The sequence below is a fragment of the Burkholderia ambifaria AMMD genome (genome assembly GCF_000203915.1).
Taxonomy (GTDB): domain Bacteria; phylum Pseudomonadota; class Gammaproteobacteria; order Burkholderiales; family Burkholderiaceae; genus Burkholderia; species Burkholderia ambifaria.
Window position 1 is genome coordinate 2391743 of record NC_008391.1, and the last position, 23074, is coordinate 2414816.

Annotated in this window: 19 protein-coding genes; 10 read left to right on the top strand and 9 right to left on the bottom strand. The window is 66.1% G+C overall.

The genetic code is table 11. The features are described 5' to 3' along the window. Positions 1 to 21: 21 nt before the first annotated feature. On the bottom strand, positions 22 to 1215 hold the full coding sequence (locus tag BAMB_RS26725; protein WP_011660269.1) for an acyl-CoA dehydrogenase family protein: 1194 nt from the start codon (positions 1213 to 1215) through the stop codon (positions 22 to 24). A gap of 141 nt (positions 1216 to 1356) precedes the next feature. Between BAMB_RS26725 and BAMB_RS26730 the strand changes: the two genes are divergently transcribed. Next, positions 1357 to 2910, top strand: a complete 1554-nt coding sequence (locus BAMB_RS26730; protein WP_011660270.1) for a sensor histidine kinase — start codon at positions 1357 to 1359, stop codon at positions 2908 to 2910. Between the two features lie 63 nt (positions 2911 to 2973). On the opposite strand, the gene BAMB_RS26735 is transcribed toward BAMB_RS26730, so the two are convergent. The 3 genes from BAMB_RS26735 to BAMB_RS26745 form a co-directional block, all read right to left on the bottom strand. Then, positions 2974 to 3360 carry a tautomerase family protein gene (locus BAMB_RS26735; RefSeq protein ID WP_011660271.1) on the bottom strand — a complete coding sequence of 129 codons (387 nt, stop codon included), beginning with the start codon at positions 3358 to 3360 and terminating at the stop codon, positions 2974 to 2976. A gap of 179 nt (positions 3361 to 3539) precedes the next feature. Further along, positions 3540 to 4043 carry an aromatic-ring-hydroxylating dioxygenase subunit beta gene (locus BAMB_RS26740; protein ID WP_011660272.1) on the bottom strand — a complete coding sequence of 168 codons (504 nt, stop codon included), beginning with the start codon at positions 4041 to 4043 and terminating at the stop codon, positions 3540 to 3542. Further along, complete coding sequence (locus BAMB_RS26745; RefSeq protein WP_011660273.1) at positions 4040 to 5323, bottom strand: aromatic ring-hydroxylating oxygenase subunit alpha; 1284 nt, start codon at positions 5321 to 5323, stop codon at positions 4040 to 4042. Before BAMB_RS26745 ends, BAMB_RS26740 begins: the two co-directional genes overlap by 4 nt. 139 nt (positions 5324 to 5462) lie before the next feature. Here BAMB_RS26745 and BAMB_RS26750 point away from each other — a divergent pair, with 139 nt between their 5' ends. Next, positions 5463 to 6383: a LysR family transcriptional regulator gene (locus BAMB_RS26750; protein WP_011660274.1), complete on the top strand. Its 921-nt coding sequence runs from the start codon at positions 5463 to 5465 to the stop codon at positions 6381 to 6383. A gap of 51 nt (positions 6384 to 6434) precedes the next feature. Here BAMB_RS26750 and BAMB_RS26755 read toward each other — a convergent pair whose 3' ends face one another. Both BAMB_RS26755 and BAMB_RS26760 read right to left on the bottom strand, forming a co-directional pair. Beyond that, positions 6435 to 7415, bottom strand: a complete 981-nt coding sequence (locus BAMB_RS26755) for a PDR/VanB family oxidoreductase (RefSeq protein ID WP_011660275.1) — start codon at positions 7413 to 7415, stop codon at positions 6435 to 6437. Positions 7416 to 7570: 155 nt separating this feature from the next. Further along, on the bottom strand, positions 7571 to 8968 hold the full coding sequence (locus tag BAMB_RS26760) for a spinster family MFS transporter (protein WP_011660276.1): 1398 nt from the start codon (positions 8966 to 8968) through the stop codon (positions 7571 to 7573). Between the two features lie 411 nt (positions 8969 to 9379). On the opposite strand from BAMB_RS26760, the gene BAMB_RS26765 reads away from it, so the two are divergent. Continuing rightward, positions 9380 to 10510: a porin gene (locus BAMB_RS26765; protein ID WP_011660277.1), complete on the top strand. Its 1131-nt coding sequence runs from the start codon at positions 9380 to 9382 to the stop codon at positions 10508 to 10510. A gap of 32 nt (positions 10511 to 10542) precedes the next feature. Here the strand turns inward: BAMB_RS26765 and BAMB_RS26770 are convergent, their stop codons facing one another. Then, the gene (locus BAMB_RS26770; RefSeq protein ID WP_011660278.1) at positions 10543 to 11580 is read right to left on the bottom strand and encodes a LysR family transcriptional regulator; all 1038 of its coding nucleotides are present in this window, start codon (positions 11578 to 11580) and stop codon (positions 10543 to 10545) included. Next, complete coding sequence (locus tag BAMB_RS26775; protein WP_011660279.1) at positions 11577 to 12551, bottom strand: AraC family transcriptional regulator; 975 nt, start codon at positions 12549 to 12551, stop codon at positions 11577 to 11579. The genes BAMB_RS26770 and BAMB_RS26775 overlap by 4 nt, the downstream gene beginning before the upstream one ends. A 149-nt stretch (positions 12552 to 12700) precedes the next feature. Between BAMB_RS26775 and BAMB_RS26780 the strand changes: the two genes are divergently transcribed. Together BAMB_RS26780 and BAMB_RS26785 are read left to right on the top strand one after the other, a co-directional pair. Next, complete coding sequence (locus BAMB_RS26780; protein ID WP_011660280.1) at positions 12701 to 13807, top strand: NAD/NADP-dependent octopine/nopaline dehydrogenase family protein; 1107 nt, start codon at positions 12701 to 12703, stop codon at positions 13805 to 13807. After that, positions 13804 to 14814: a 3-hydroxybutyryl-CoA dehydrogenase gene (locus BAMB_RS26785; RefSeq protein ID WP_011660281.1), complete on the top strand. Its 1011-nt coding sequence runs from the start codon at positions 13804 to 13806 to the stop codon at positions 14812 to 14814. Before BAMB_RS26780 ends, BAMB_RS26785 begins: the two co-directional genes overlap by 4 nt. 26 nt (positions 14815 to 14840) lie before the next feature. Here BAMB_RS26785 and BAMB_RS26790 read toward each other — a convergent pair whose 3' ends face one another. Beyond that, a complete protein-coding gene (locus tag BAMB_RS26790; protein WP_011660282.1) occupies positions 14841 to 16223 on the bottom strand; it encodes an MFS transporter in 1383 nt (460 codons plus the stop codon). 474 nt (positions 16224 to 16697) lie between these two features. Between BAMB_RS26790 and BAMB_RS34525 the strand changes: the two genes are divergently transcribed. The 5 genes from BAMB_RS34525 to BAMB_RS26805 all read left to right on the top strand — a co-directional run bounded on the left by BAMB_RS34525 (position 16698) and on the right by BAMB_RS26805 (position 23037). Next, entirely contained in the window at positions 16698 to 16967 is a 270-nt protein-coding gene (locus tag BAMB_RS34525) for a PAAR domain-containing protein (RefSeq protein WP_011660283.1), read from the top strand. Continuing rightward, positions 16968 to 20822: a type VI secretion system Vgr family protein gene (locus BAMB_RS26795; RefSeq protein WP_011660284.1), complete on the top strand. Its 3855-nt coding sequence runs from the start codon at positions 16968 to 16970 to the stop codon at positions 20820 to 20822. It abuts the gene before it with no gap. 1 nt (position 20823) lies between these two features. Beyond that, positions 20824 to 21678 carry a hypothetical protein gene (locus BAMB_RS26800; RefSeq protein WP_011660285.1) on the top strand — a complete coding sequence of 285 codons (855 nt, stop codon included), beginning with the start codon at positions 20824 to 20826 and terminating at the stop codon, positions 21676 to 21678. A 191-nt stretch (positions 21679 to 21869) separates the two neighbouring features. Next, positions 21870 to 22181 (top strand): hypothetical protein, encoded by a 312-nt coding sequence (locus tag BAMB_RS34530; RefSeq protein ID WP_011660286.1) that lies wholly within the window; start codon positions 21870 to 21872, stop codon positions 22179 to 22181. Next, positions 22147 to 23037: a hypothetical protein gene (locus BAMB_RS26805; RefSeq protein ID WP_127456237.1), complete on the top strand. Its 891-nt coding sequence runs from the start codon at positions 22147 to 22149 to the stop codon at positions 23035 to 23037. Before BAMB_RS34530 ends, BAMB_RS26805 begins: the two co-directional genes overlap by 35 nt. The last annotated feature ends 37 nt before the right edge of the window (positions 23038 to 23074 follow it).

The window sequence follows — 23074 nt, forward strand, 5'->3', positions numbered from 1 at the left end:
GTCGCGGCGAAGCGACGCGAATTACAGATAGCCGGGAAACGGCGTGACGCCGGTGAACACCGCGCCCGCGCCGTCGAAGTTGCCTTCGCCGAGAAACGCGTGCTGCGTGACGACCATCGCGTCGCGCAGCAGGCGCTGCAGCGGATGCGTGCGATAGATCGCGGCCGTGCCGCCGAGGCGATACGCGCGCTCGACGACGCTCGCGCCTTCGCGGGCGATGTGCGTGGCGGCGAGCCTCAGCAGGCTGACCTGCTCGGGTGTGACGGGGTTCCCCGCGAGGATCGATTGCCAGACCGAGTCGGTCGCGTCGTAGAAGAACGCGCGCGCCGAGCGCAACTGCGCTTCGGCCTTCGCGAGTTCGATGCGGAAATACGCGCGATCGGCGAGGCGCGGCGCGCCGGTGGTCGTCTGGCGGCCGCCCGACATCCGGTTCGCGACGTCGAGCGCCGCGCGGGCCAGCCCGAGGTTGACCACGGCGAGCACCTGCGCCGCATACGCGACGGTCGGATAGCGGTACAGCGGCTCGTCGACGGTTGCCTCGCCGCCGCGCACGAAGGTCCACGCTTCCGGCACGAAGCGATCGTCGACGCGCAGGTCGTGGCTGCCGGTGCCCTGCATGCCGACCACGCTCCAGTTCTCGACGATCTCGACGTCGGCGGCACGGAACACGGCCGTGCGCGGCTTGTTCGGCGCGGCATCCTGCGCGCCGGGCACCGCGATGCCGACGCCGAGCCAGTCGGCGCCCTTGCAGCCGCTCGCGAATTTCCACGTGCCGTTCACGCGCCAGCCGCCGGGGGCCGCCTGCGCCGGCTGCACCGGGAACAGCCCGCCCGCGAACACCTGGTCGGGGCCGCTCGCGTACAGCTCGGCCTGCGTGGCGAGCGGCAGCGCGGCGAGATAGACGTTGGCCGAGCCGAAGCTCGCGACCCACGCGGCCGACCCGTCGGCGGTCGCGATCCGCTCGATCATGTCGAGGAACGCGCCCGGCGCGAGCGCGTCGCCGCCGAAGCGGCGCGGCGTGCCCGCGCGATAGATGCCGGCTTTCTTGAACAGCGCGATCACGTCGCGCGGCACGTGCGACAGGCGGTCGAATTCGTCGCGGCGCGCGGCGACGGTCTCGATCACGGCGTCGAGCGGCGACACCCGCGCGGCCGCTTCACGGACCGCGTGCGGCGAGGGGGACGCGGCGTCGATGGCGAGGGCGGCGTTGGGCATGGCGGTCTCCTGGGGATGGGGTTCGGTTGCGGGGGCAAGACGATGCATGGGCCTAGTCTAGAAACGTCGAAAACCCGCAGCAATTGGTGCGTAGGGCCGCGTGACTGGTGTCGCTCCGTGCCGGACTAAAGAAATCTTCAGATGCGGGCCGCGCACGCCGGTGCTATGTTGGACATCCGGCCGCGCGACGCCGCGCGCCTTCATCCGAATCCGATCATGAGTTTTCCCGACGAAGACGATTTCCACCGGCTGCTCGACGCATTGACCACCTGCGTGCTGCTGCACGACGCGCAGACCCGCGCGATCGTGTGGGCGAACCGCGCCGCGTGCATCGCGCTCGGTTTTTCCGTCGAGGAGCTGCTGCCGCTGAAGGCGCAGGACATGACGCGTCCCGAACCGAAATACCGCCGCGAGATCGCCGTGAGCGCGTGGGATCGCGCGCTCGTCGACGGCCCGCAGGTGTACGAGTGGTGCTACCGGTCCCGCACCGGCGTCGACATGCTGTCGGAGGCGACCGCCACCTACGTGCCGCTGCGCGGGCGCGACGTCGTGATGGTGCAGTTCCGCGACATCAGTGCGGAAGAGGCGGTGCGCCAGCAACTGCGCCGCTATGAGGCGCGGCTGCGCGAGTTCATGCAGGATCTCGACGAAGGGATCGCGGTCGTCACGCCACAGGGCCGCGTGCAGTTCATCAGCGAGTCGGGCCGGCGCGTGCTCGGGCTCGCGCCGGACGAAGCGCTCGGCGAGGTGCTCGACTACTGCAGCGCGGCCGACCGCGACCGGCTCGTCGCGCAACTGCGCGATGCGCCGTCGGCGTGCCCGTCCGAGCCGCAGCGCTACCGGATAGTGCGGCGCGACGGTTCGACGTGCTGGCTGCGCATCCTGTGCCGGCAGGTCGAGATCGAAGGCGATCTCGACGGGCTGCTCGTGCAGTTTCGCGACGTGAGCGACGAAGTCGCGATCGAGGACGCACGGCGCGCGGAAGCGCGCATGCTCGAATACGCGGGCCGCTACAACGCGATGGGCGAGATGGCGAGCGTGATCGCGCACGAGCTGAGCCAGCCGCTCGCGGCCGTGCGCAATTTCATCGAGGGCGCGGTGCGGCGGCTGAATGCGCGCGGCGCCGTCGACGATGCGATCTGGGGGCTGCGCAGCGCGGACCGGCAGGCCGAGCATGCGGCGCTGATCATCAAGAGCGTGCGCGAGTTCATCGTGAAGCGCGAGCCGGCTGTCGCGCTCGCCGATCTGCGCGAGATCCTCGCCGACGTCGCGTATTTCATCGAGTTGCGGGCGAAGGAAGCGGGCGTGACGGTCGCGATCGTGCAGGCCGATGCGCCGCTGCCGATCCGCTGCGAGCGTGTGCTGATCGGGCAGGTGGTGCTCAACCTCGCGTTCAACGCGATCGAGGCGTTCGCCGGCTGCGAGCGCATGCCGCGCATGCTGATGCTCGGCACCGCGAACGTCGGCGGGCACGCGGAGCTGCGCGCGATCGACAACGGCCCCGGTGTCGCCGAAGGGGCGCACGACCGGCTGTTCGACGGTTTCTCGTCGTCGAAGGCTGGCGGCAACGGGATCGGGCTGTCGCTGTGCAAGAGCATCGTCACGCGCCACGGCGGCCGCATCGTCGCGAGTCCGGCCGAAGGCGGCGGGCTCGACTGCCGCGTGACGCTGCCGTTTGCCGACGCGCAGGCGTAGCCGCCGCGATGCTTCACGTGCTTTACGTGCGCCACGGCGGGGCTGCGACGCGCGGCACACGATTCAGCGCCCCAATGCCCGCGCGGTCTGGCCGCCGATCCCGAAGTCGGTGTTCGGGATATCCTTGATGATCACGCGCGTCGCCTGCAACGGCGCATCGAGCACGTTCGCGCCGGCGTCCGACAGCGCGGCGATCAGCGCGCGTTTCTGCGCATCGGTGCGCCCGGCGATCAGGATCGCGACGATCACCGGCAGCGACGGCGGCGCGCCGTCGGCGGCCGTGCGCCCGCCGAGGCCGATATGGATCGCGGGCAATTCGGTGAGCAGCACGCGCACCGATTCGACCGGTGCGCCGATCGCGTCGACGGTCGCACCGGTCAGTCGCGCGATCAGCTCGGCCTTGCGCGCGTCGTCGTGGCCGGCCGGCAGGAATACTTCGAGTGTGGGCATGGTCGTCGGGAAAGGTGAAGGTGACCGGCTCACCGTTGCACTTGCAGCGGCGAACCGGTGGCCGTTTGCAGGTGAAGGTGACCGGCTCACCGTTGCGCTGGCGATGGCGAACCGGTGGCCGCTTGCAGGTGAAGGCGACTGGCTCACCATCGCGCAGGCGGCGGCGAACCGGCCGCGCGTTACAGCAGGAAGCCGATCGCGCTGAGCGCTTCGGTCGAGTCGATCAGGCGCACGACCTTCTCGGCGATGCGCATCTCGTCTTCGGCATCGACGTGCAGCTTATGCGTGACGTCGGCCGCGAACAGCGTCGCGACGCCGCGCTTGTACGCGACGACGACCTGCGCGGATTTCAGCTCGACGATGCCGGCGCTGCTGCTTTCCAGCGTGAAGCGCGACACGGTGCGTACCGTGCGCGCCGCGTCGGTCGCCGACGCCGAGTAACCGGACAGCATCCGCTGCACGCGCTTCTCGCGCATGTCCTGGTCGTCGAACACGTAGTTCAGCGTCGCCGCGAAATCGGTGGCGTCGGGATCGATCGGCACCACGTAGTGGCCGGCCGGATCCCACAGGTCGAGCCATGCGCGATAGTCGCGGCGGTCGAGCATCTCGGCTTCGCGCCACACGAATTCGACCGCGCGGGCGAAGGTCTGCTGCGAAAAAAGGGCGTTGCGGTCGTCCATCATGCTTGCTCCATCAACTTGCGCCATTGCTGGTAGGCCTCGCGCATCCCGGTCTCGTCGGTCGCATGCGCGGTCTTTTCGCCGTTCGCGGCGGTCGTCTCGCGGTTCAGCCCGCGGTTCACGAGGATCGGCACGTCGGGGCCCGCATGCGCGCCGCGCTGCACGCGCTCCCACGCTTCCGCGTCGTCGGGGCTGCCGAAGCCGAACGGGCCCTGAAAGTGCTCGTGGATGCGCAGCCGCTCGCGGTTCGCTTCGTCGGGGCCGCCGTCCATCGCGAGCGCGACGTGGCGGATCTCGGTTTCGTTCGCGGAGATCGGCCGCAGCACGCGGAAGAACGCCATCGACAGCGCGAGGTTCGGAAACAGGTTCAGGTTGAAGCCGACGCCCAGCAGCGAGCGCACGATGCGGCGCACTTCATCGGGCGCGTGGCGCTCGGCGAGCGTCGCCGCGAGCGGCGCGAAGCGCTCGGGCAGCGGCGCGCCGTCGTCTTCGTCGAGATCGATCAGCTCGGGCATCAGCACCGCGAGGCTGTGGCCGTTGCCGAGCGCGCGACAGAACGCGTGCTCGCTCGTCATGAAGCTCGTGATCGCGGCGGCCGTCTCGTCGTCGATCGACTTCATCCACGACTTGTGCACGACCGGGAAGTGATAGAGATCCGTCGTGTTCTCCAGCTGGATCTTCCAGTTGCCCTTGAATTTGAACTTGTGCTCGCCGTTCGCCTTGATCGGGTAGCCGGCGCCCTGCTTCATGAACAGGTCGATCCACGGCTTCGCGCCGCCGAGGAAATCCTCGAGCGGTTCGATGTCGTCGTTGAAGCTCGCGAAGATCAGCCCTTGATACACGCCGACGCGCAGCTTCACGAGCGGCAGGTCGCCTTTCTCGCATACGCCTTCGTAGCCGTCGCCGTACGGCAGCGCGCGCAGCGTGCCGTCGAGCGCGTACGACCAGCTGTGATACGGGCACGTGAAGCCCTTCGCGTTGCCCTTGTGCGATTCGCACACGGTCGCGCCGCGATGGCGGCAGCGGTTCTGCAGCACGTTGATTTCGCCGGTCTTGTCGCGCACGACGATCACCGGCTGGCGCCCGATCGTCGTCGTGATGAAGTCGCCCGGGTTCGGCAATTCGCTGTCGTGCGCGACCCAGATCCAGGTGCGGTAGAAGATGCGGTCGAGCTCGGCCTCGAACAGCGCGGGGTCGTGATACATCGCGGGCGCGATGCGGTCGGGTTGCGCGAAGCGGTGCAACGCGCGGGTGTCGATCGTCTGGTAGGGAATGTCGCTCATCGTCGTCGTGGGGAAAGAGTCGCGAAGTCGGGCCGCGCTGTGCGCAGCGTCGGGAGACCAGTCTCGGCTTCTGCTACATATCCGTCAAATTGATCTAAAATTGCTGATCAAATAAATACGGCAAATGATGGAGGTCACGATGACATCGGTCGATCACCTCGATCTGAACCTGTTGCGGGTGTTCCAGGCGATCGTCGAGGAGCGCAGCCTGACCAAGGCCGGCGAGCGGCTCGCATTGTCGCAGCCGGCCGTCAGCTATTCGCTCGGGCGGCTGCGCACGCTGTTCGACGATCCGCTGTTCGTGCGCACGCGCGCGGGGATGCAGCCCACGCCGGTCGCGCTCGAACTCGCGGGGATCGTCGGCAAGGCGCTCGACATGGTGCGCGCCGCGCTGCGCTATGCGGAGCGTTTCGATCCGGCATCGAGCACGCGCACGTTCCGGCTGTCGCTGTCGGACGCGGGCGAGATGGCGTACCTGCCGGCGATCTGCCAGGCGCTGCGCGAGCGCGCGCCGCGCGTGACGCTGAGCGTGCAGCCGCTGCCGGTGGAGGAGATCGAGGAGGCGCTGCGCGCGAGCCGGCTGGACTTCGCGATCGGCAACCTGCCGGAGCTGATGCCGCGCACGCGCCACCAGGTGCTGTTCGAGGAAACCTACGTGTGCATGACGGGCCGCCGGCGCGGGTTGCCGGCCGGCGCGGCGCTGAGCCTCGAGCAGTTCGTGCGCGCCGCGCACGTCAACGTGAAATCGGTCGAGCACAGCCACCACGCGCTCGACGACGCATTGCGCGCGCAGGGCGTGGGCCGCAACATCGCGCTCGAAGTGCCGCACTTCGTCGCGCTGCCGAGCGTGCTGTCGGTCACCGATCTCTATGCGACGCTGCCGAGGCGGCTCGCGCGGATCCTGAACCGCGGCAACGCGTTCCGGCTGTACGACCTGCCGGTGACGTTGCCGCCCGCGCCGGTCACGATGCACTGGCACGAGCACTTTCACGAGGACGAGGGCATCGCGTGGATGCGCGCGCTGCTTGCGGAGATCGTCGAGCATTTCGACGAGGCGTGAGCGCGGGGGGGCGGCCGTTGCGATGCAGCCGCGCATCGTCGCGTTATCGCATCAAAGATCGAGGACGAGCACCGCCGAGCGCGCACGCGACACGCAGCAGCAGATCACCGTGTTGCTCGCGCGCTCGGCCTTGCTGAGGCAGTGGTCGCGATGATCGGGCTCACCGTCGAGCACCGGCACCATGCAGGTGCCGCACACGCCTTCGCCGCATGACGTGTCGACCTCGATGCCGATGCGCGCGAGCGCGTCGACGATCGACGTGTCGGGCGCGACGCGCACCGATTGCCCGCTGCGCTGCAGCCGCACTTCGAAGCCTTCGGCCGGCGCGGCATCCGTGGCGGCATCGGCCGCGGCCGGTTCCGCCGCGAAGCGTTCGAGATGAATCGCATCCTCGGGAATCCGCGTGGCCGCCGCCGCGACGACCGCATCCATGAACGGGCCGGGGCCGCACGTGTACACATGGGCGCGCGCATCGATCGCTTCGACGCAGCGGCCGAGCTCGGCCGCCAGCGCATCGGGCTCGATGCCGTAGTGGAATGTCACGTGCGTGGCGAACGGGTCGGCCGACAGTTCGTCGACGAAGGCCGCGTGTTCCCGGCTGCGCGCGAAGTAGTGCAACCGGTAGCGCGCGCCGCGCTGCTCGAGTGCATACGCCATCGACAGCAGCGGCGTGATGCCGATCCCGGCCGCGATCAGCACATGTTCGCTTGCGTCGTCCGTCAGACGAAACAGGTTGCGCGGCGCGCCGATCGACAGCTCGGCGCCGACGCACACGTCGTCGTGCAGCGAGCGCGAGCCGCCGCGCGAGCGCGCTTCCTTCTTCACCGCGAACAGATAGCTGCCGCGCTCGTCGGGGCGGCCGCACAGCGAATACTGCCGCGTGACGCCGGACGGCGCAGTGACGTCGATATGGGCGCCCGGCTCGTACGCGTCGAACGGCTGGCCGTCGACACGCGAGACCCGGAAACAGCGGATGTCCTGCGCCGCGTCGATCAGCGCATCGATCCGGACCTGGTGGCGGTTCGCTTGCATGGGTGTTCCGTGGGGTAGGAAGAAACCGGCGCGGCGGATACCGCGCCGTCATGCAGCCGAGAATAGGGATGGGCATCGCATAAATCAAATCGATAAAAAAGCGATGCCGGAATCAGTGGGATGGATAATTGATCCGCGACCCGATCGCCACGCGCTCAGCGTGCGGCGACCGCGTTGCCGCCGTCGATGGCCACGCTGGCCGACGCGGCCGCATGGCCACGCTCGCGTTCGAGACTGCGGCGGTACTGCCGGCACCCGGCCGCGAGCAGCAGCGCGGCGAGCGTGGCGGCGACGACGTTGACGATCGACATCGAATGGCCGACCGCCGCCGGCGCGCCGAACACGCGATCGGTGAACAGCGCGACGACGGTCGTGCCGATGCCGAGCGCGATCAGGTTCGACACGAGCAGGAACAGCGCTGAGATCTGCGCGCGCATCTGGTTCGGCGCGAGCGTCTGCATCGCGGCGGTCGACGTCGGCATCGGGAACGACGCGAAGAACATCGCGACGACGAGCATCGCGAGCGACGCCGGCAGGCTGTCGAGCTGCGTGAACAGCGTCTCGGGAATGACCATGCACGCGGCGCCGATCGCGCCCGCACGCATCGGCGCATCACTGCGTCCGCGGCGCAGCAGCCAGTCGTTGAGCCAGCCGCCGCAGAACACGCCGGCCGTGTTCGCGACCAGCAGCACGATGCCGAGCGTGTAGCCGGCTTCGACGGCCGTCATCCCGAAGTGGCGGATATAGAACGCGGGCGTCCAGCTCAGCAGGCAGTACAGCGTCATCGCGTAGAACGAGAAGCCGAGGTAGTGGCACGTGAAGGTCGCGCGATGCGTGCCGACGAAGCGCAGCGAATCGCGCATCGACACGCGCCGCACGGCGCCCGAGCGATCCTGCGCGAGCCCCTTGCGCTGCGGGTCGCGCACGGTCGCGGCGAACAGCAGCGCGACGAGAATCCCCGGCAGCCCGACGATCAGGAACGTGACCTGCCACGCGTGCACCTGCCCGACGAGCGGCAGCGTGAACGCGCTCGCATGCTTGAGCAGCGCGATCACGTAGCCGCCGATCAGGAACGCGACGCCGCCGCCGATGAACGAGCCGAGCGAATACACGGCGATCGCGCGGCCGAGCTTCTCCTTCGGGAAGTAGTCGGCGAGCATCGAATACGCGCCGGGCGACAGCGCGGCCTCGCCGACGCCGACCCCCATGCGTGCGACGAACATCTGCACGAAATGCTGGCTGAGCCCGCACGCGGCGGTCGCGACGCTCCACAGCGCGATGCCGAGCGCGATGATGCGCGGGCGCGCGTAGCGGTCGGCGAGATACGCGACGGGCAGCCCCATCACCGCGTAGAACAGCGAGAACGCGAAGCCGTTGAGCAGGCTGAACTGCGTGTCGGTCAGGTGCAGGTCGCGCTTGATCGGTTCGATCATCAGGACGAGCACCTGGCGGTCGACGAACGAAAAGACGTACGCGAGCATGCAGACGACGACGACATACCATTCGTACGTATAGCGCTTGCCGTCGGCAGCGCGGGCCGTAGGTGCGGACATGCGGATTCTCCAGGAGCGGGCGGTGGAAAGACGCGGCGCCGGCCTCGCGGGCCGGGCGCCGTCGCGGCGCGAAAGCGTGCGGGTGACACGTGTCGGAGACGCAGCGTAGTCGGCCAAATTCGGCCGCCATAGCCGGAGTGACAGCCGCGCCACACGGACCTTTACCGACCCGGATAAAGAAAACACCGAGGCCGTGGGTGCGGGGCGGCGCGCAGCGCGCGTGCGGCGGGGCGCGCGCGCATCATGCGGCGCATCTATAAGCGTTATAGAGCGGATTGCGTCGACGTCCGAAATTGTCGTTCCTAGACTCGGCCCGGTTTTGATCGGCAGTGTTCGCACGAGATCGCGAACGCGTTTCACATCGAGCGGCGCGACGCCGACCGGCGCCGGAATGACTACGGGACGACGAAGATGAACCATCCGAACGGGCGGGCCGACCAGCTTGCCGTACCGCGTGCCACGCTGGTTGCCGCGCTCCTGGCGTGCGCGTCGCTGCCGGCCCTCGCGCAATCGAGCGTGACGCTCTACGGCCGCATCGACACCGCGATCGAATACGCGAACGCCGGGCCGAACCACGTGACGCGCATGGGCAGCGGCAACCTGTGGGCGTCGCAGTGGGGGTTGAAGGGCGTCGAGGATCTCGGCGGCGGCTACGCGGCGATCTTCAAGCTCGAGGACGGCTTCAACGCGGCGAGCGGCGCGCTGTCGAACAGCAGCGCGCTGTTCGGCCGCGAGGCGTGGGTCGGCATTACCGGGCCGTTCGGCGGCGTGCAGTTCGGCGAGCTCTACACGATCCTGCACACCACGCTCGTCACGTACAGCCTGCCCGGTCTCGGCGCAGGCCTCGCGTGGGGCAACGCGACGAACAACTTCGTCGGGCCCGCGTTCCTGCGCGTGCGCAACTCGATGCGCTACACGTCGCCGCGCTACGCCGGCTTCCTGCTCCGCGCGATGGCCGCGCGCGGCACCAACGGCGCGACCGGCCAGCCGGCGACGCTCGGCGATACGTACGGCGCGGGCCTCAACTACGCGCGCGGCGGATTGTCGGTCGACGTCGACTACATGCAGCAGAAGTTCAGCCCGGTCGCCGCATCCGCGCTCGGTGCCACGAGCACGGCCGCGAACGGCAACTACACGCTCGGCGCGATCTCGTACGACTTCAGCGTCGTGAAGATCGCCGCGCTGTACATGCGCCATCGCGGCGGCCCCGACGTCGGGGCCGCGATCGACAGCCAGAGTGCGTATCCGCACAGCGACACGATGGAGCTCAGCGCGACGGTGCCGATCGGCCGCGCGTCGCTGCTGCTGAGCATCGGCCACTACCGGAAGGTCGCGGACAGCGACGGCAACGCCGATTCGTACGGCATCCGCTTCGACTATCCGCTGTCGAAGCGCACGGTGCTGTACACGGGCGCGGCGATGGTGCGCAACGGCGCGCATGCGCGCTTCGTCGTGAACGGCGCGGCGGGCGGCGGCGTCGCGGTCGCGAAACCCGGCGCGACCGCCAGCTCGATCGTCGCGGGCATCCTCACGTCGTTCTGAGCGCCGAGCGTTGCCGCTGGCCGCCTGCGCCGCTACGCGCAGGCGGGCGGGTGCGGCGCGAGCCATGCGTCGAACGGCGGCTGCCGGCCGATATCGAACAACTCCAGCAGCAGCGCACGCAGCCAGCGATGGCCCGGGTCTGCATCGAAGCGCCGGTGCCAGTACGCGTTGACGGCCCATTCGCCGGCCCCGGCGATCTCGTACAGCGTGCACGGCTGACGCGCGGCGAACGTGATCGCGACGGTCTCCGGCAGGATCAGCGCGTAATCGCCGTGTTCGAGCAGCGCCGGCACCACCATGAAGTCGGGCAGCGCGGCCCGTACGCGCGGCATCAGTCCGTGCCGCTCGAGCAATTGCATCGACTGCGGATGCGATGTCACGGCGACGAAGCGCAGCGTGTCCGGCGCGTTGCCGTCGAGCACGAAATCGTCGGGCAGCGCGACGCGTTGCGCGGTGCGGCGCGGCATCAGCAACACGCAGCGCTCGTGCAGGAGCGCCGCGCGCTGGAAATGGCTCGACGCATCCGCGAAATGCCCGAGCGCGAAATCGATGCGGCCCGATTCGAGCGCGACGTTGAGCTGGCATTCGTCGACGTGCAGCGTCTCGATCACCGCGCCCGGTGCGCGCCGGTCGAAGGCCGCGAGCAGCGTCGGCAGGAAGGCGCTCGCCGCGAAATCGCTCATGTGCAGCCGGAACACGCGCTGCGTGCTGTCCGGCGTGAACCGAGAGCCTTCGTCGAGCACGTCCTGCAGGATCGCGAGCGCCTTGTCGACCGAGATCGCGAGCCGCTGCGCGCGCGGCGTCGGCTCGACGCCGGTGCCGGTGCGCACGAACAGCGCGTCGCGGAACATCAGCCGCAAGCGGCCGAGCGCGTAGCTGACCGACGGCTGCGTGACGCCGAGCCGCAGTGCCGCGCGGCCGACGTGCCGCTCCTCGTACACCGCACGAAACGTCTTCAGCAAGTTGAGATCGAGATCCTGCACGCGCAGGCCGTCGGGCGAGTCGCCGTCGTGCGGTGAAGGTTCGGCGCGGGCCGAGGCCGGCGCCCGGCTAGTGGCGGAGTGCGTCATGGTGCTTGCCTCGCGGTGACGGAAGGCGCGTGGCCGTAACGCCGCGCATAGGCCTTCGCGAAATGGCCGAAGCCATGAATGCCGTGCGCGATCAGCACGTCGGTCACGCTGCGCGCGTCGCCGCGTTGCAGCGCGGCGTGCACCGCGGCAAGCCGACGCTCGCGCACGTAGGCGGCCGGCGTGGTGTTCAGGAACGCGCGAAACGCATGCTGCAGCGTGCGCGGCGCGACGCCCGCGACGGCCGCCAGCGCGGCGAGCGCGAGCGGTTCGCCGAGATGCGCGTCGACGTGGTCGCATGCGCGGCGCACGTGCGCCGGCAGCGGCGGCGTGCCGCGCGTCAACGGGGCGCTGTACGAATGCGGCAGATGCGTGAGGAGCAGCGACATCAGCCACGCGGTGAGATCGGCGCCGAACGTCGTCGCCGATGTGCCGATGCCCGGCTGCGCGCCGAGCCGGCACAGATACTCGAACGTCGACGGCACGAGCGCGGCCCCCGCGCCGTTGCCGCCCGCGGCGAGCTCGAACTGCAGCGGCCGCGTGAGCGTCGCGTGCAGCATGTCCTGCAGCTTGCGCTCGAGTGCGCCGCGCTCCAGCCGCAGCACCAGGTTGCGGCAATCCGGGCTCGTGCTCAGGCGGCTCGCGAGCGCCGGCGACGACACGGTCAGCTCGCCCGGGCCCGCACGCGCGACCCGCTGGCCGGCCCGCAGCTCGCACGCGCCCGACAGCGTCAGCCGGAACAGGAAGTGATCGGCATCGTCGCCGAAATCGATGCGCGTTTCGCGGCCGTAGCAGAGTTCGAGCAGCGCGCCATGATGCAGCGGCACCTCGTACAGCTCCGCATGAAACGGATCGCGGCCGTGCGCGGCCATCCGGTGCGGCCCGAGCCGGTGCGCGACCGCGCGTTCGACTTCGTCGGGCGCATGCAGCGTGCCGAGCCGGTTCGGCGCATGTCGGGAGAGGGCGATGTCCATGCGGTGGCCTCGTGTCGGATGCGTGGGTGCGGCGTCATGCGCGTCGCCGCGATTGCGTTGCGCGAACGGGCGTGCCGTTGCGTGTTTTGAAGCGACGCGCTGCGCGCCGCCGCGTAGTCTCGGCAACACTCACTCACCGGGAGAAAACGATGAAGGTATGTGTACTGGGCGGCGGCCACGGCTGCCATGCGGCCGCGATCGACCTGTTCGAGAAGGGCCACGACGTGACGTGGTGGCGGCGCGACCGCGAACCGCATGCGCGGCTGCGCGAGCTCGGCGCGTTGCACGTGACCGACTATCGCGGCGAGCGCGCGGTGCCGCTCGGCGATGCGCCCGGCGCGATCCGGCTGACCGACGATCTCGCGGCCGCGCTGCGCGGCGCGCCGCTCGTCGTGGTGCCGCTGCCGGCCGTGTCGCACGACGCGCTGGCCGCGCAGGTCGCACCGCTGCTCGAGGACGGCCAGGTCGTGTTCCTGCCGCCCGGCACGTTCGGCAGCTTCGTGTTCGCACGCGCGGCGGCCGATGCCGGCAACCGTGCGCGCGTCGCGTACGCCGAGACGGGCACGTTGCCGTACCTGGTGCGCAAGCACGGCGACAACGCGGTCGTGATCAGTGCATACGCGACGCGCCTGCCGACCGGCGTGTTTCCCGCGAACGCGGCCGGCTGGGCGTTCGACGTGCTGCGCGTCGGCTATCCGTCGGTCGAGCCGGTCGAGGACGCGCTGTCCGGCGCGCTGATGAACGCGGGCCCGGTGATCCATCCGCCGCTGATCCTGATGAACGCCGGGCCGCTCGAACACTTCGATGCGTGGGACATCCACAACGAGGGCACGCAACCGTCGATCCGCCGCGTGACGAACGCGCTCGACGCCGAACGCATCGCCGTGCGCGAGGCGCTCGGCTACCGCGCGCCGCATTTCCCGCTCGCGGACCACTACGCGACCGACGGCGACGAATGGATGTACGGGCGCGGCGCGCACGGCAAGCTGACCGACAGCGGCGACTGGCGCGAGAAGATCGATTTGCGCACGCATCGCTACATGCTCGAGGACACCCGGCTCGGGCTGTCCTTCATCGTGTCGTGTGGGCGCTGGGCCAACGTGCCGACGCCCGTTGCGCAGGGGCTGCTGAGCGTCGCGTCGGCCGTCACCGGCCGCGACCTGTATGCGCAAGGGCGCACGCTCGATGGTTTGGGTCTTGCCGCGCTGTCGCGCGACGCGCTGCGCGCGCTGCTCGATGCGGGGTACGCCGCATGACGGCCGCCCTCGACGTGACGCGCGTGCACGTGCTCGGCGCGGGACGCATGGGGCAGGGGATCGCGCTCGTGTTCGCATTCGCGGGCCTCGACGTGATGCTGATCGACTTCAAGCCGCGCGACGCGCAAGGGTGGCGTGCATTCGAGGAGCGCACGCGCGGCGAGATCCTGCGGCCGCTGCATGCGCAGGTCGCGCTCGGCCGCATCGATCGCGCGCAGGCCGACGCCGTCGTCGCGCGCATCGCGCTGGTTCACCGCGACGGCGCGGCGCACGCGGTGCGCGACGCCGGAATCGTGTTCGAAGCGCTGCCGGAAGTGCTCGACGCGAAGGCTGACGCGCTGCGCTGGATCGGAGAACATGTCGGTGCGCGTGCAACCATCGCGTCGACGACGTCGACGTTCGTCGTCACCACGTTGCAGCGCCATGTCGCGCACCCGGAGCGGATGCTGAACGCGCACTGGCTGAACCCGGCGCTGCTGATGCCGCTCGTCGAGATCAGCCGCAGCGACGTGACGGATCAGTCGATTGTCGATGCGCTCGCCGCGCTGCTCGAGCGCGTCGGCAAGAAGCCGGTGATCTGCGGGCCGGCGCCCGGCTACATCGTGCCGCGAATCCAGGCGCTCGCGATGAACGAGGCCGCGCGGATGGTCGAGGAGGGCGTCGCGAGCGCCGCGGACATCGACACGGCGATCCGCACCGGCTTCGGCCCGCGCTTCGCGGTGCTCGGGCTGCTCGAGTTCATCGACTGGGGCGGCTGCGACATCCTGTACTACGCGTCGACGTATCTCGCCGGCGAGATCGGTCCGCGCTTCGCGCCGGCCGCGAGCGTCGTGCGCAACATGGAGGCCGGGCGCGACGGCGTGCGCACAGGTACCGGGTTCCACGACTATGCGCAGGTCGATGTGCCGGCTTACATGCAGCAACGGCTCGGCGAGTTCGCGCGCCTGCTCGACCACCTCGGGCTCGCGCCCGCGTTCGATGCCGCACGGCGCGATTCCGGGGCCTGAGCGTCGCACGGCGCGCGGCCGCGCGGTCATGCCGCGTCGCCGCGCGTGCTGGCGGCGGGCATACCGGCTGCGGGCGTACCGGCTGCGGGCATACCGGCACCGGGCGTACCGCGCGTCTCGCGCATCACGCACAGCGTCGCGACGGTCACGAGGCCGAGCGCAATGAGGAACAGCGATACGGGCCACGACGCGTGATAGCGCGCGAGCAGCGCGGTCGCGATCAGCGGCGACATTCCGCCGGCGAAGATCGATGCGACTTCATGGCCGAGCGCGACGCCTGAGTAGCGCACTTCGGTGCTGAACAGCTCGCCGACCAGCGCGGGCAGCGTGCCGATCATCGCGCCGTGGCTCACCGCCGTGCCGATCGTCAGCGCGAGCCACACGAGCGGCGTCGCGCGCGTGTCGAGCAGCCAGAAGAACGGAAACGCGCACGCGACGAGGCTCAGCGCGCCGATCAGGTACACGGGCTTGCGGCCGATCCGGTCGGACAGGCGGCCCCACGCGAGCATCGCGCCCATTTCGACGATCATCGCGATCATCACGCCGGTCAGCATCACACCGTTCGGGATGCCGACGTATTTGCCGTAGACGAGCGAGAACGCGAGGAAGATGTACGCGCCGCCGTTTTCGGCGACGCGCAGCCCCATCGCGAGCAGGATTTCCTTCGGATGACGACGGATGCACTCGACGATCGGCAAATGGGTATGCGCGCCGCGCTTGGCGGCCTGCTCGTAGTCGCGGCTTTCCGGCAGGTGGCGGCGGATATAGATGCCGATCGCGAAGATCGCGATGCTCGCGAGGAACGGCAGCCGCCAGCCCCACGTGCGAAACGCATCGTCCGGCAGCGCCTGCGCGGCGAGGAACGCGGCTGACGACAGCACGAAGCCGCCGCCCACGCCGAGCTGGCTCCACGCCGCGTAGTAGCCGCGCTGCTCGGGCGGTGCGTTCTCGCTGATCATCAGCACGCCGCCGCCCCATTCGCCGCCGGACGCGACGCCCTGCAGCAGCCGCAGCACGACGAGCGCCGCGGGCGCCCACAGCCCGACCTGTGCGTAGGTCGGCAGCAGGCCGATCGCGAACGTCGACGCGCCCATGATCAGCAGCGTCCACACGAGCGACGCCTTGCGCCCGTAGCGGTCGCCGACATGGCCGAACACGATCCCGCCGAGCGGCCGCGCGACGAAGCCGAGCGCGAACGCCGCGAACGCGGCGAGGCTGCCGGCGAGCGGCGACGCGCCGGGCGGAAAGAACACGTGGCCGAACACGAGCGCGGCGGCCGTGCCGTAGACGAAAAAGTCATACCATTCCATCGCGTTGCCGGCGACGGAGGCGATGACGATCCGGCGCAGTTGCCGGTCGGCGAGCGGCCGGGCGGCGCTCGGGGATTGCACGGTGTCGGTCGGGTACATGGCGGACTCTGAAGGGGGACGAACGCGTGCCGTCTCTGGAGAGCGCATGCGGCACTGCGGGCTAGTGTTGTCGGCACCGCCGCCCCGGTCAAATCCACAAAAAAAGGGGAGTGTCATCACTCCCGCTGATGATGGGTGGGCCACGTACCTGCCTCACGGTCAAGAAGGGGCACCGGGGACGATTCGGACGCGTACAACCTGCGTAGTGGACGGTCGATTGATTTGTCCTTGGCGGGGGAACAGCTCAGACAGCGTGCAATGAGTTTGCGTGGAAACACAAGCGGATGCCGTCAGCGGTTCACGAACGTTCAGACAGCCTGAGTTCCAGCATCCGTTGTTTCAACTATAAGAAAGGTCACGTCGAAAAGTGGTTTCCCTAACGAAAGTCAAAGTCGGAAAAATCGTATTCATCCCATAGGCGACGCTGCATTTTCACGTTATCAATCTCGATCCACGTGATATGCGAGATCGCTGATGAAGAATGCACAAGGCCATGAAATGGTTCGCCTGGGTGACCAAACCGACCACGGCGGCGAAGTCGTCGAATGCGCGAATGACCTGAAACATCTCGGAATCGGTGTGGCGCTTGACGGCCATGGCGTGCGTTGTCCGAAATGCGGCGGTATTTTTCCGTTACTGGCGAGTGGCCCGCGTACGCATCACGGTCGACGTGTGGGGTATCACGGCGACAAGACTGGTTGCGGCGCGACCGTCATCGGTCAGCGAACAACGGGGGCCGCGTAAATGGCGATGTTTACTCAGGCTCACACGCTGTCCATCACGGGCGCGGCATTGCCGACCTATGGGATGGACGCGCTACCAGTATTCGTGCCAGTGCGCTTGCAAGGCACCGAAACCATCGGCCGTCTTGATGAATGCCGCTACCTCGTCACGCTGCGCACCGACGGCGCTTATGCGGTTTCGCCGAGTCGCACGGCCGATCTCGATCTGGACAAGATGGTCGGTACTGAAGTGACGGTGTCGATCCAGATCGAAGGCAAAGGGCATTTCATTCCCGGGCTGGCCGGGAGCGCCGGGCTCCGCAACATCGGCGCGGGAACGCGCGAAATCACCGGGCTTGTCGAAGCAGCACGGCTCGCGGGTAGGGATCGAGATTCGATCCTCTACGAACTCGAACTACGGCCGTGGCTCTATCGCGCAACCCTGACGCAGGATTGTCGCCTGTTTCAGGATATGACAGTCGTTGAAGTCACCGACGCGGTGCTCGCGAAATATCCCTACCCCGTCGATAAACGCCTGGGTGCATTCCGGGGCACCTATCCGAAACGTGACGTGCAGCGACAGGCGTTTGAATCGGACTGGGCGTTCCTGCAACGCCTCTGGGAGGAATGGGGGATCTGGTGGTGGTTCGAGCACGATGATGGCCATCACCGTCTGGTCTTGTGCGACTCGATGGGCGGCCATCATCCGCACGGCGCGGCCTATGAGATGCTGCGTTATCTGCCGCCCGATGGTCAGCGTATTGATGAGGAACACATTCGCGCGCTGTCCGTGACCAGCCGACTGACGCCGGGGCGCGTAGTCGTGACAGACTACGACTACACCCGCCCGCGCGCCAATCTGGCCGCCACGGCGGAAGACCCTCGCCCGACCGCAAGCGCAGACGGCGAGATTTACGGTTGGGGCGATTACAGTCAGCCGCTCGCGGGCGCGCAAGGGCTGACGGGCCAGCCGAACGATACGGAACGGGAGGCGCAGCACTTCGCGCGCGTGCAGCTTGAAGCGCAGCGCTGCGCGGGGCGGCGTGCGAACGGCCAAGGCAATCTGCGCGGCCTCACGGTCGGCTACACCTTTACGTTGACCGGCTATCCGCAGCAGGCAGCGAACCGTGAATACCTCGTTGTAGCGTGCACGCTCGACATTGAGGAAGTCGCGGGACGGACCAGCGGCACCCGGACCTATCGCGTTGACGCGCAATTCGAACTGTTGCCGACAAACGAACCGTTCCGGCTGGAGCGTAGCGTCCGCAAGCCCGTCCTGAGCGGGCCGGAGAAAGCCATCGTCGTCGGCCCCGCCGAACAGGAAGTCTGGACGGACCAATACGGCCGGGTCAAGGTTCAGTTTCAATGGGATCGGCAGGGCCGGCACGACGAGCATTCGGGTATCTGGCTGCGCGTGCTGTCGCCGTGGCAAGGTGTGGACATGGGCGCGACGTTCCTGCCGCGTATCGGTCATGAGGTCGCTGTGTCGCACTACTACGGTGATCCGGATTTACCGGTGATTATCGGCAGTGCCGTCAACGCGTTCCGCCAGCCTGCGTTGGACCTGCCGCACAATCATGCGCTGTCGGTACTGCGCGGCAAGGAATTCCACGGCACCGCATCCGGCCACGTAGCAATCGACGATACGCGGGAGCAAATCCAGACGCAGATAGCCAGCGACGCGGGCACGTCGCAACTGAGTCTCGGCAATATCCGGCGTATTACCCGAAAGAAGGGCCGTGCCGACGCGCGCGGCAAAGGCTTCGATCTTCGTACCGACGACTGGGGCGTTGTCCGGGCTTTGAAAGGTTTGCTCGTGTCGACGGACGGTCAACCGGGCGGCCCCGGTCACGCGAAGGACGTCAAGGAGGCAGTGGGTCGGCTGACGCAGGCGCGCAAGCTACAGGAAAGCCTCACGGATTTGGCGCAACAGCACGACGCGCAACAGCATGGCGCAGACCAGAGCGTCGTGACCTCTGCGCTCAAGGCGCGCAACGAGGCGATCGGGGGCAACACGCCCGCCGGCCCGGACGATTTCCCGGAACTGACGGAGGCCGACATCGTGTTTGCGGGGCCGGCGGGTATCAGTCTGGCGGCCGGGCGTAGCGCCCATATCGCGAGCAACGAGGACGTGGCGGTCACGAGCGGCCGGCATGTCGGAATTGCGGTAGGGCGCTCGCTGTTCGCGAGCGTGTCGAATGCGTTCTCGCTGTTTGTGCACAAGGCAGGCATGGCACTCGTTGCCGCCGCGGGGAAAGTGCGCGTCGAGGCGCAGACCGATGGTGTCGACGTGACCGCTAAAAAGGCAATCCAGATCACGAGCACGACCGACAGTATCCATCTGCACGCCGCGAAGGAAATCGTGCTACATGCCGGTAGTACGGAAGTGCGCATTAGCGATCAGGGCTATGTGGTGCGAACAGCGGGTGAGCACACGATCTTTGCAGGCAGTCATCAGACAGACGAAGCGCGGGTGCGACTGATGCGGCTGCCGGTCACGCCCCACAATCCGGGGCAGTATGCCGTGCACTTTGTGCTGTTGGAGCACGACAGCGGGTTTGCCCTGCCGAACCAGCCGTACCGGGTCACGCTCGACAACGGCCGCGTGATAGAGGGGGTGAGCAACGAACTGGGCGAAACGGACGTGGTGACGAGCCACGACATCGCGTTCGGCACGGTGGAACTGCTGGCGGCGAGCGACCCGGACAAGGTGATTGCGGTGAACCGGGCCGCCATCGTGCGCGACAACACGACGCCCTACACCGCCCAAGCGCCGAACGCCGACAAACGCACCACAACGATCAAGGGCAAGAAGGTCAGCACCCCGGAACAGGGGGCTACGTCCGAGAGTCAGCCGGCCGCGTTCGCGAGCTGCGACCCGCTCAACTTCGGATTGCGCTTCCATCACTTCATCGACGGGGCTAAACAGGGCGATGCGCGTGCGGACATGCCGATACGCCGGGATGTTGAGTATCCGGTGACGAAGACCTATACAGCCGCGATCAAGAAGGCGCTCACCGGGATCGAGTGGGGCAAGGTCAATGCATTGAGCCGCGAGATATCGGACGAGGCAAAGGAAAGTATCGCGCTTGCGGTTGGCAATGTATTGAATACCGCTCTTGCGGCGGGGCCGTTTGGATTGCCAAGAGGTTCTTCAAGTGACCCGATGAAGTCAAATGGCGTGACTCCCAAGATCGATATTGTTAACGCAACGGAAGGGGCTGCCAAATACAACATGCGTCCGGATGTCAGTGCGTCATTTATCGCTAGGTACTGGGCAATAGTTATCCAAGAGAAAGAAATTGCGAAGATCGATGCATCATCGAACAATGCAACTGCCTTGGATGGAACGCTGAAGGCGTTCGCGGACATGCTTTATCACGAAGCACGACACTGCCAGCAGGCGTTCTGGATGGTGGCGCTATTTAGGCAACATCCAGCCGATTACGCAATGTTTTCCCATGCAACAAAAGTTTACAAGGACAGCACGCGCAAGGACGTCTTCAGCGCAGCCCAAAAAGCCATTATCCCAGATGACGCGCGTGTGATGGCGGGGCTGCATCGCATGTTGATATTTCACTATTACTGGATGATTTCGTACATACAAAATCAACCGGGCGGAGCCTATGTGAAGCCCGACGTGCCAATTGCACAGGCCGAGGTGTGCAAGCTGTTGAGGGTGTCGCCAGAAACGGCGGCCAAGATGGCGAGATTCGAAGTTGGATACCGGAGCCAGTTACATGAAGAAGATGCTTATGCGTGTGCGGAGGCGGTGCAAGCCTATTGGGACCGCCCTGATCGTGCTTTCGTGCGTAACCCCGGTACATGCACAGGAGGATACGATGCTTCACATAACGCCATTGGGGGAGGGGTTTGAAATGCAGACGACCGACGAAGAGCAGCGCGTTATGCTGCGCACCATCCTTAAAACAGCAATGGCAATCCTACGCGATGACGCGCCATACGATCCTGAACATATTGTCTTCGGAAAAAATTACACAACGTGGACGCACCCTCCGGCAAAAGGGTTTCTTTATAAATACAAAAATCGTGTACTACGGGGTACGAAGATTGAGTTTTCCACTGGCGACGATCCGGAGGATTACGGTGACGATCGCGATAAGGTGAAAATTGTTCCGGCTGGAGTAAGAATTGTCCTCGACGCAAAGGTTGCCAATCTGCCTGATACGGAAATCAAATCGCTCCTCCAACTAGAGGACTATTGGGTTGACGGGGATGGGAATCGTGAATATGGGAATGAAATAATGGGACGCACTCCCGACGCCCCCAATTTGCAGTCCTTTCGCTACCGCTCAAAAGATATTCCAGGCAGTAAATTTCCGATCGATGTCGATCTTGGTTACATCAATCCGGTGGATGGATCATTTCCGCAGCGACTGTGGATAGTCGAGATACGCCGCACATACGAGATTTTGACGCCACAAGAACGCGAACAGCGCCGCTTGGAAGAGCAACAAGCAAAGCGCCACAAATACGGGTTGATGAATCTGTGTACTGGGATGCTGTGCCCTGAAACGGGGATCTGGCAGGGATACACCAAGACTTCCAGTTCGGATATTCATATGATCCGGAAGGGGCATACATTCCCCGATGTCCGCACGCTGACCCCTCGGGAGCAAGCGGAGCGAAACCAGTACACGAACCTGTTCGAGCCGGGCCAGTGGATGTGGGTGAAGGAATACGTGGAGCCGGAGTGGATGAAGGAAGGCTGACCCGGAAATTGCGGCAAGGGCAGGAGCGGCTTCCGAAAATGATGGCCTTGCTTCAACAACATCCGGGCGACTATGTGATCTTCTCGTAGGCAATAAAAGTATATAAGGCTGACTCTCCAAAGGAGATTTTTGAAGTCTCAGAGAAGACGAAAATTCCCGATGATGCGCGGGTTACCACGGGACTTCATCTCATGTTGATTTTCCACTATTACTGGATGATTTCGTATCTGCAAAATCAGACGGGCGCATCCTATGTGAAGCCAGACGTACCGATTGCACAGGCCGAGGTGTGCAAGCTGTTGAGAGTGTCGCCAGAAACGGCGGCCAAGATGGCGAGTTTCAAAGAGGGTTACCGGAGCCAGTTACATGAAGAAGATGCTTATGCGTGTGCGGAAGTGGTGCAAGCCTATTGGGACCGTCCTGATCGTGCTTTCGTGCGTAACCCCGGTACATGCACAGGAGAATACGATGCTTCACTTCAAGCCATTGGGGGAGGGATTTGAAATGCAGACGACCGACGAAGAGCAGCGTGTCATGCTGCGCACCATCCTTAAAACAGCAATGGCGATCCTACGCGATGACGCGCCGTACGATCCTGAGCATATTGTCTTCGGAACAAACTACACAACGTGGACGCACCCTCCGGCAAAAGGGTTTCTTTATAAATACAAAAATCGTGCGCTGCGCGGGACGAAGATTGAATTTTCCACCGGCGACGATCCGGAGGACTACAGTGATGATCGCGACAAGGTGAAAATTGTACCGGCTGGGGTAAGAATTGTCGTTGAGGCAAGGGTTGCCAATCTGCCTGACACGGAAATCAAATCGCTCCTCCACCTAGAGGACTATTGGGTTGATGGCGAAGGAAATCGTGAATACGGGAACGAGATGATGGTACGCGATCCGAAGATGCCAAACTTGCAATCTTTCCGCTACCGATCAAAAGATATTTCAGGAAGCAAGTTTCCTGTGAACGTCGATCTATTTTACGTGAATCCGCCAGACGGATCAACTCCGCCCTTTCTTGATGAAGTCAGAATAAGCCGAGCATACAAAATCCTGACGCCTGAGGAACGCGAACAGCGCCGCTTGGAAGAGCAACAAGCAAAGCGCCACAAATACGGGCTGATGAATCTGTGTACGGGCATGCTGTGCCCTGAAACGGGGATCTGGCAGGGATACACCAAGATTTCCAGTTCGGATATTCATATGATCCGGAAGGGGCATACATTCCCCGATGTCCGCACGCTGACCCCTCGGGAGCAAGCGGAGCGAAACCAGTACACGAACCTGTTCGAGCCGGGCCAGTGGATGTGGGTGAAGGAATACGTGGAGCCGGAGTGGATGAAGGAAGGCTGACCCGGAAATTGCGGCAAGGGCGGGCGGCGTGGCAGAG

What these genes read in the sequence shown, in the direction of transcription:
- BAMB_RS26725 (WP_011660269.1), bottom strand. Translation starts at nt 1,215, where the DNA reads ATGCCCAACGCCGCCCTCGCCATCGACGCCGCGTCCCCCTCGCCGCAC.
- BAMB_RS26730 (WP_011660270.1), top strand. Translation starts at nt 1,357, where the DNA reads ATGCGGGCCGCGCACGCCGGTGCTATGTTGGACATCCGGCCGCGCGAC.
- BAMB_RS26735 (WP_011660271.1), bottom strand. Translation starts at nt 3,360, where the DNA reads ATGCCCACACTCGAAGTATTCCTGCCGGCCGGCCACGACGACGCGCGC.
- BAMB_RS26740 (WP_011660272.1), bottom strand. Translation starts at nt 4,043, where the DNA reads ATGATGGACGACCGCAACGCCCTTTTTTCGCAGCAGACCTTCGCCCGC.
- BAMB_RS26745 (WP_011660273.1), bottom strand. Translation starts at nt 5,323, where the DNA reads ATGAGCGACATTCCCTACCAGACGATCGACACCCGCGCGTTGCACCGC.
- BAMB_RS26750 (WP_011660274.1), top strand. Translation starts at nt 5,463, where the DNA reads ATGACATCGGTCGATCACCTCGATCTGAACCTGTTGCGGGTGTTCCAG.
- BAMB_RS26755 (WP_011660275.1), bottom strand. Translation starts at nt 7,415, where the DNA reads ATGCAAGCGAACCGCCACCAGGTCCGGATCGATGCGCTGATCGACGCG.
- BAMB_RS26760 (WP_011660276.1), bottom strand. Translation starts at nt 8,968, where the DNA reads ATGTCCGCACCTACGGCCCGCGCTGCCGACGGCAAGCGCTATACGTAC.
- BAMB_RS26765 (WP_011660277.1), top strand. Translation starts at nt 9,380, where the DNA reads ATGAACCATCCGAACGGGCGGGCCGACCAGCTTGCCGTACCGCGTGCC.
- BAMB_RS26770 (WP_011660278.1), bottom strand. Translation starts at nt 11,580, where the DNA reads ATGACGCACTCCGCCACTAGCCGGGCGCCGGCCTCGGCCCGCGCCGAA.
- BAMB_RS26775 (WP_011660279.1), bottom strand. Translation starts at nt 12,551, where the DNA reads ATGGACATCGCCCTCTCCCGACATGCGCCGAACCGGCTCGGCACGCTG.
- BAMB_RS26780 (WP_011660280.1), top strand. Translation starts at nt 12,701, where the DNA reads ATGAAGGTATGTGTACTGGGCGGCGGCCACGGCTGCCATGCGGCCGCG.
- BAMB_RS26785 (WP_011660281.1), top strand. Translation starts at nt 13,804, where the DNA reads ATGACGGCCGCCCTCGACGTGACGCGCGTGCACGTGCTCGGCGCGGGA.
- BAMB_RS26790 (WP_011660282.1), bottom strand. Translation starts at nt 16,223, where the DNA reads ATGTACCCGACCGACACCGTGCAATCCCCGAGCGCCGCCCGGCCGCTC.
- BAMB_RS34525 (WP_011660283.1), top strand. Translation starts at nt 16,698, where the DNA reads ATGAAGAATGCACAAGGCCATGAAATGGTTCGCCTGGGTGACCAAACC.
- BAMB_RS26795 (WP_011660284.1), top strand. Translation starts at nt 16,968, where the DNA reads ATGGCGATGTTTACTCAGGCTCACACGCTGTCCATCACGGGCGCGGCA.
- BAMB_RS26800 (WP_011660285.1), top strand. Translation starts at nt 20,824, where the DNA reads ATGCAGACGACCGACGAAGAGCAGCGCGTTATGCTGCGCACCATCCTT.
- BAMB_RS34530 (WP_011660286.1), top strand. Translation starts at nt 21,870, where the DNA reads ATGTTGATTTTCCACTATTACTGGATGATTTCGTATCTGCAAAATCAG.
- BAMB_RS26805 (WP_127456237.1), top strand. Translation starts at nt 22,147, where the DNA reads ATGCTTCACTTCAAGCCATTGGGGGAGGGATTTGAAATGCAGACGACC.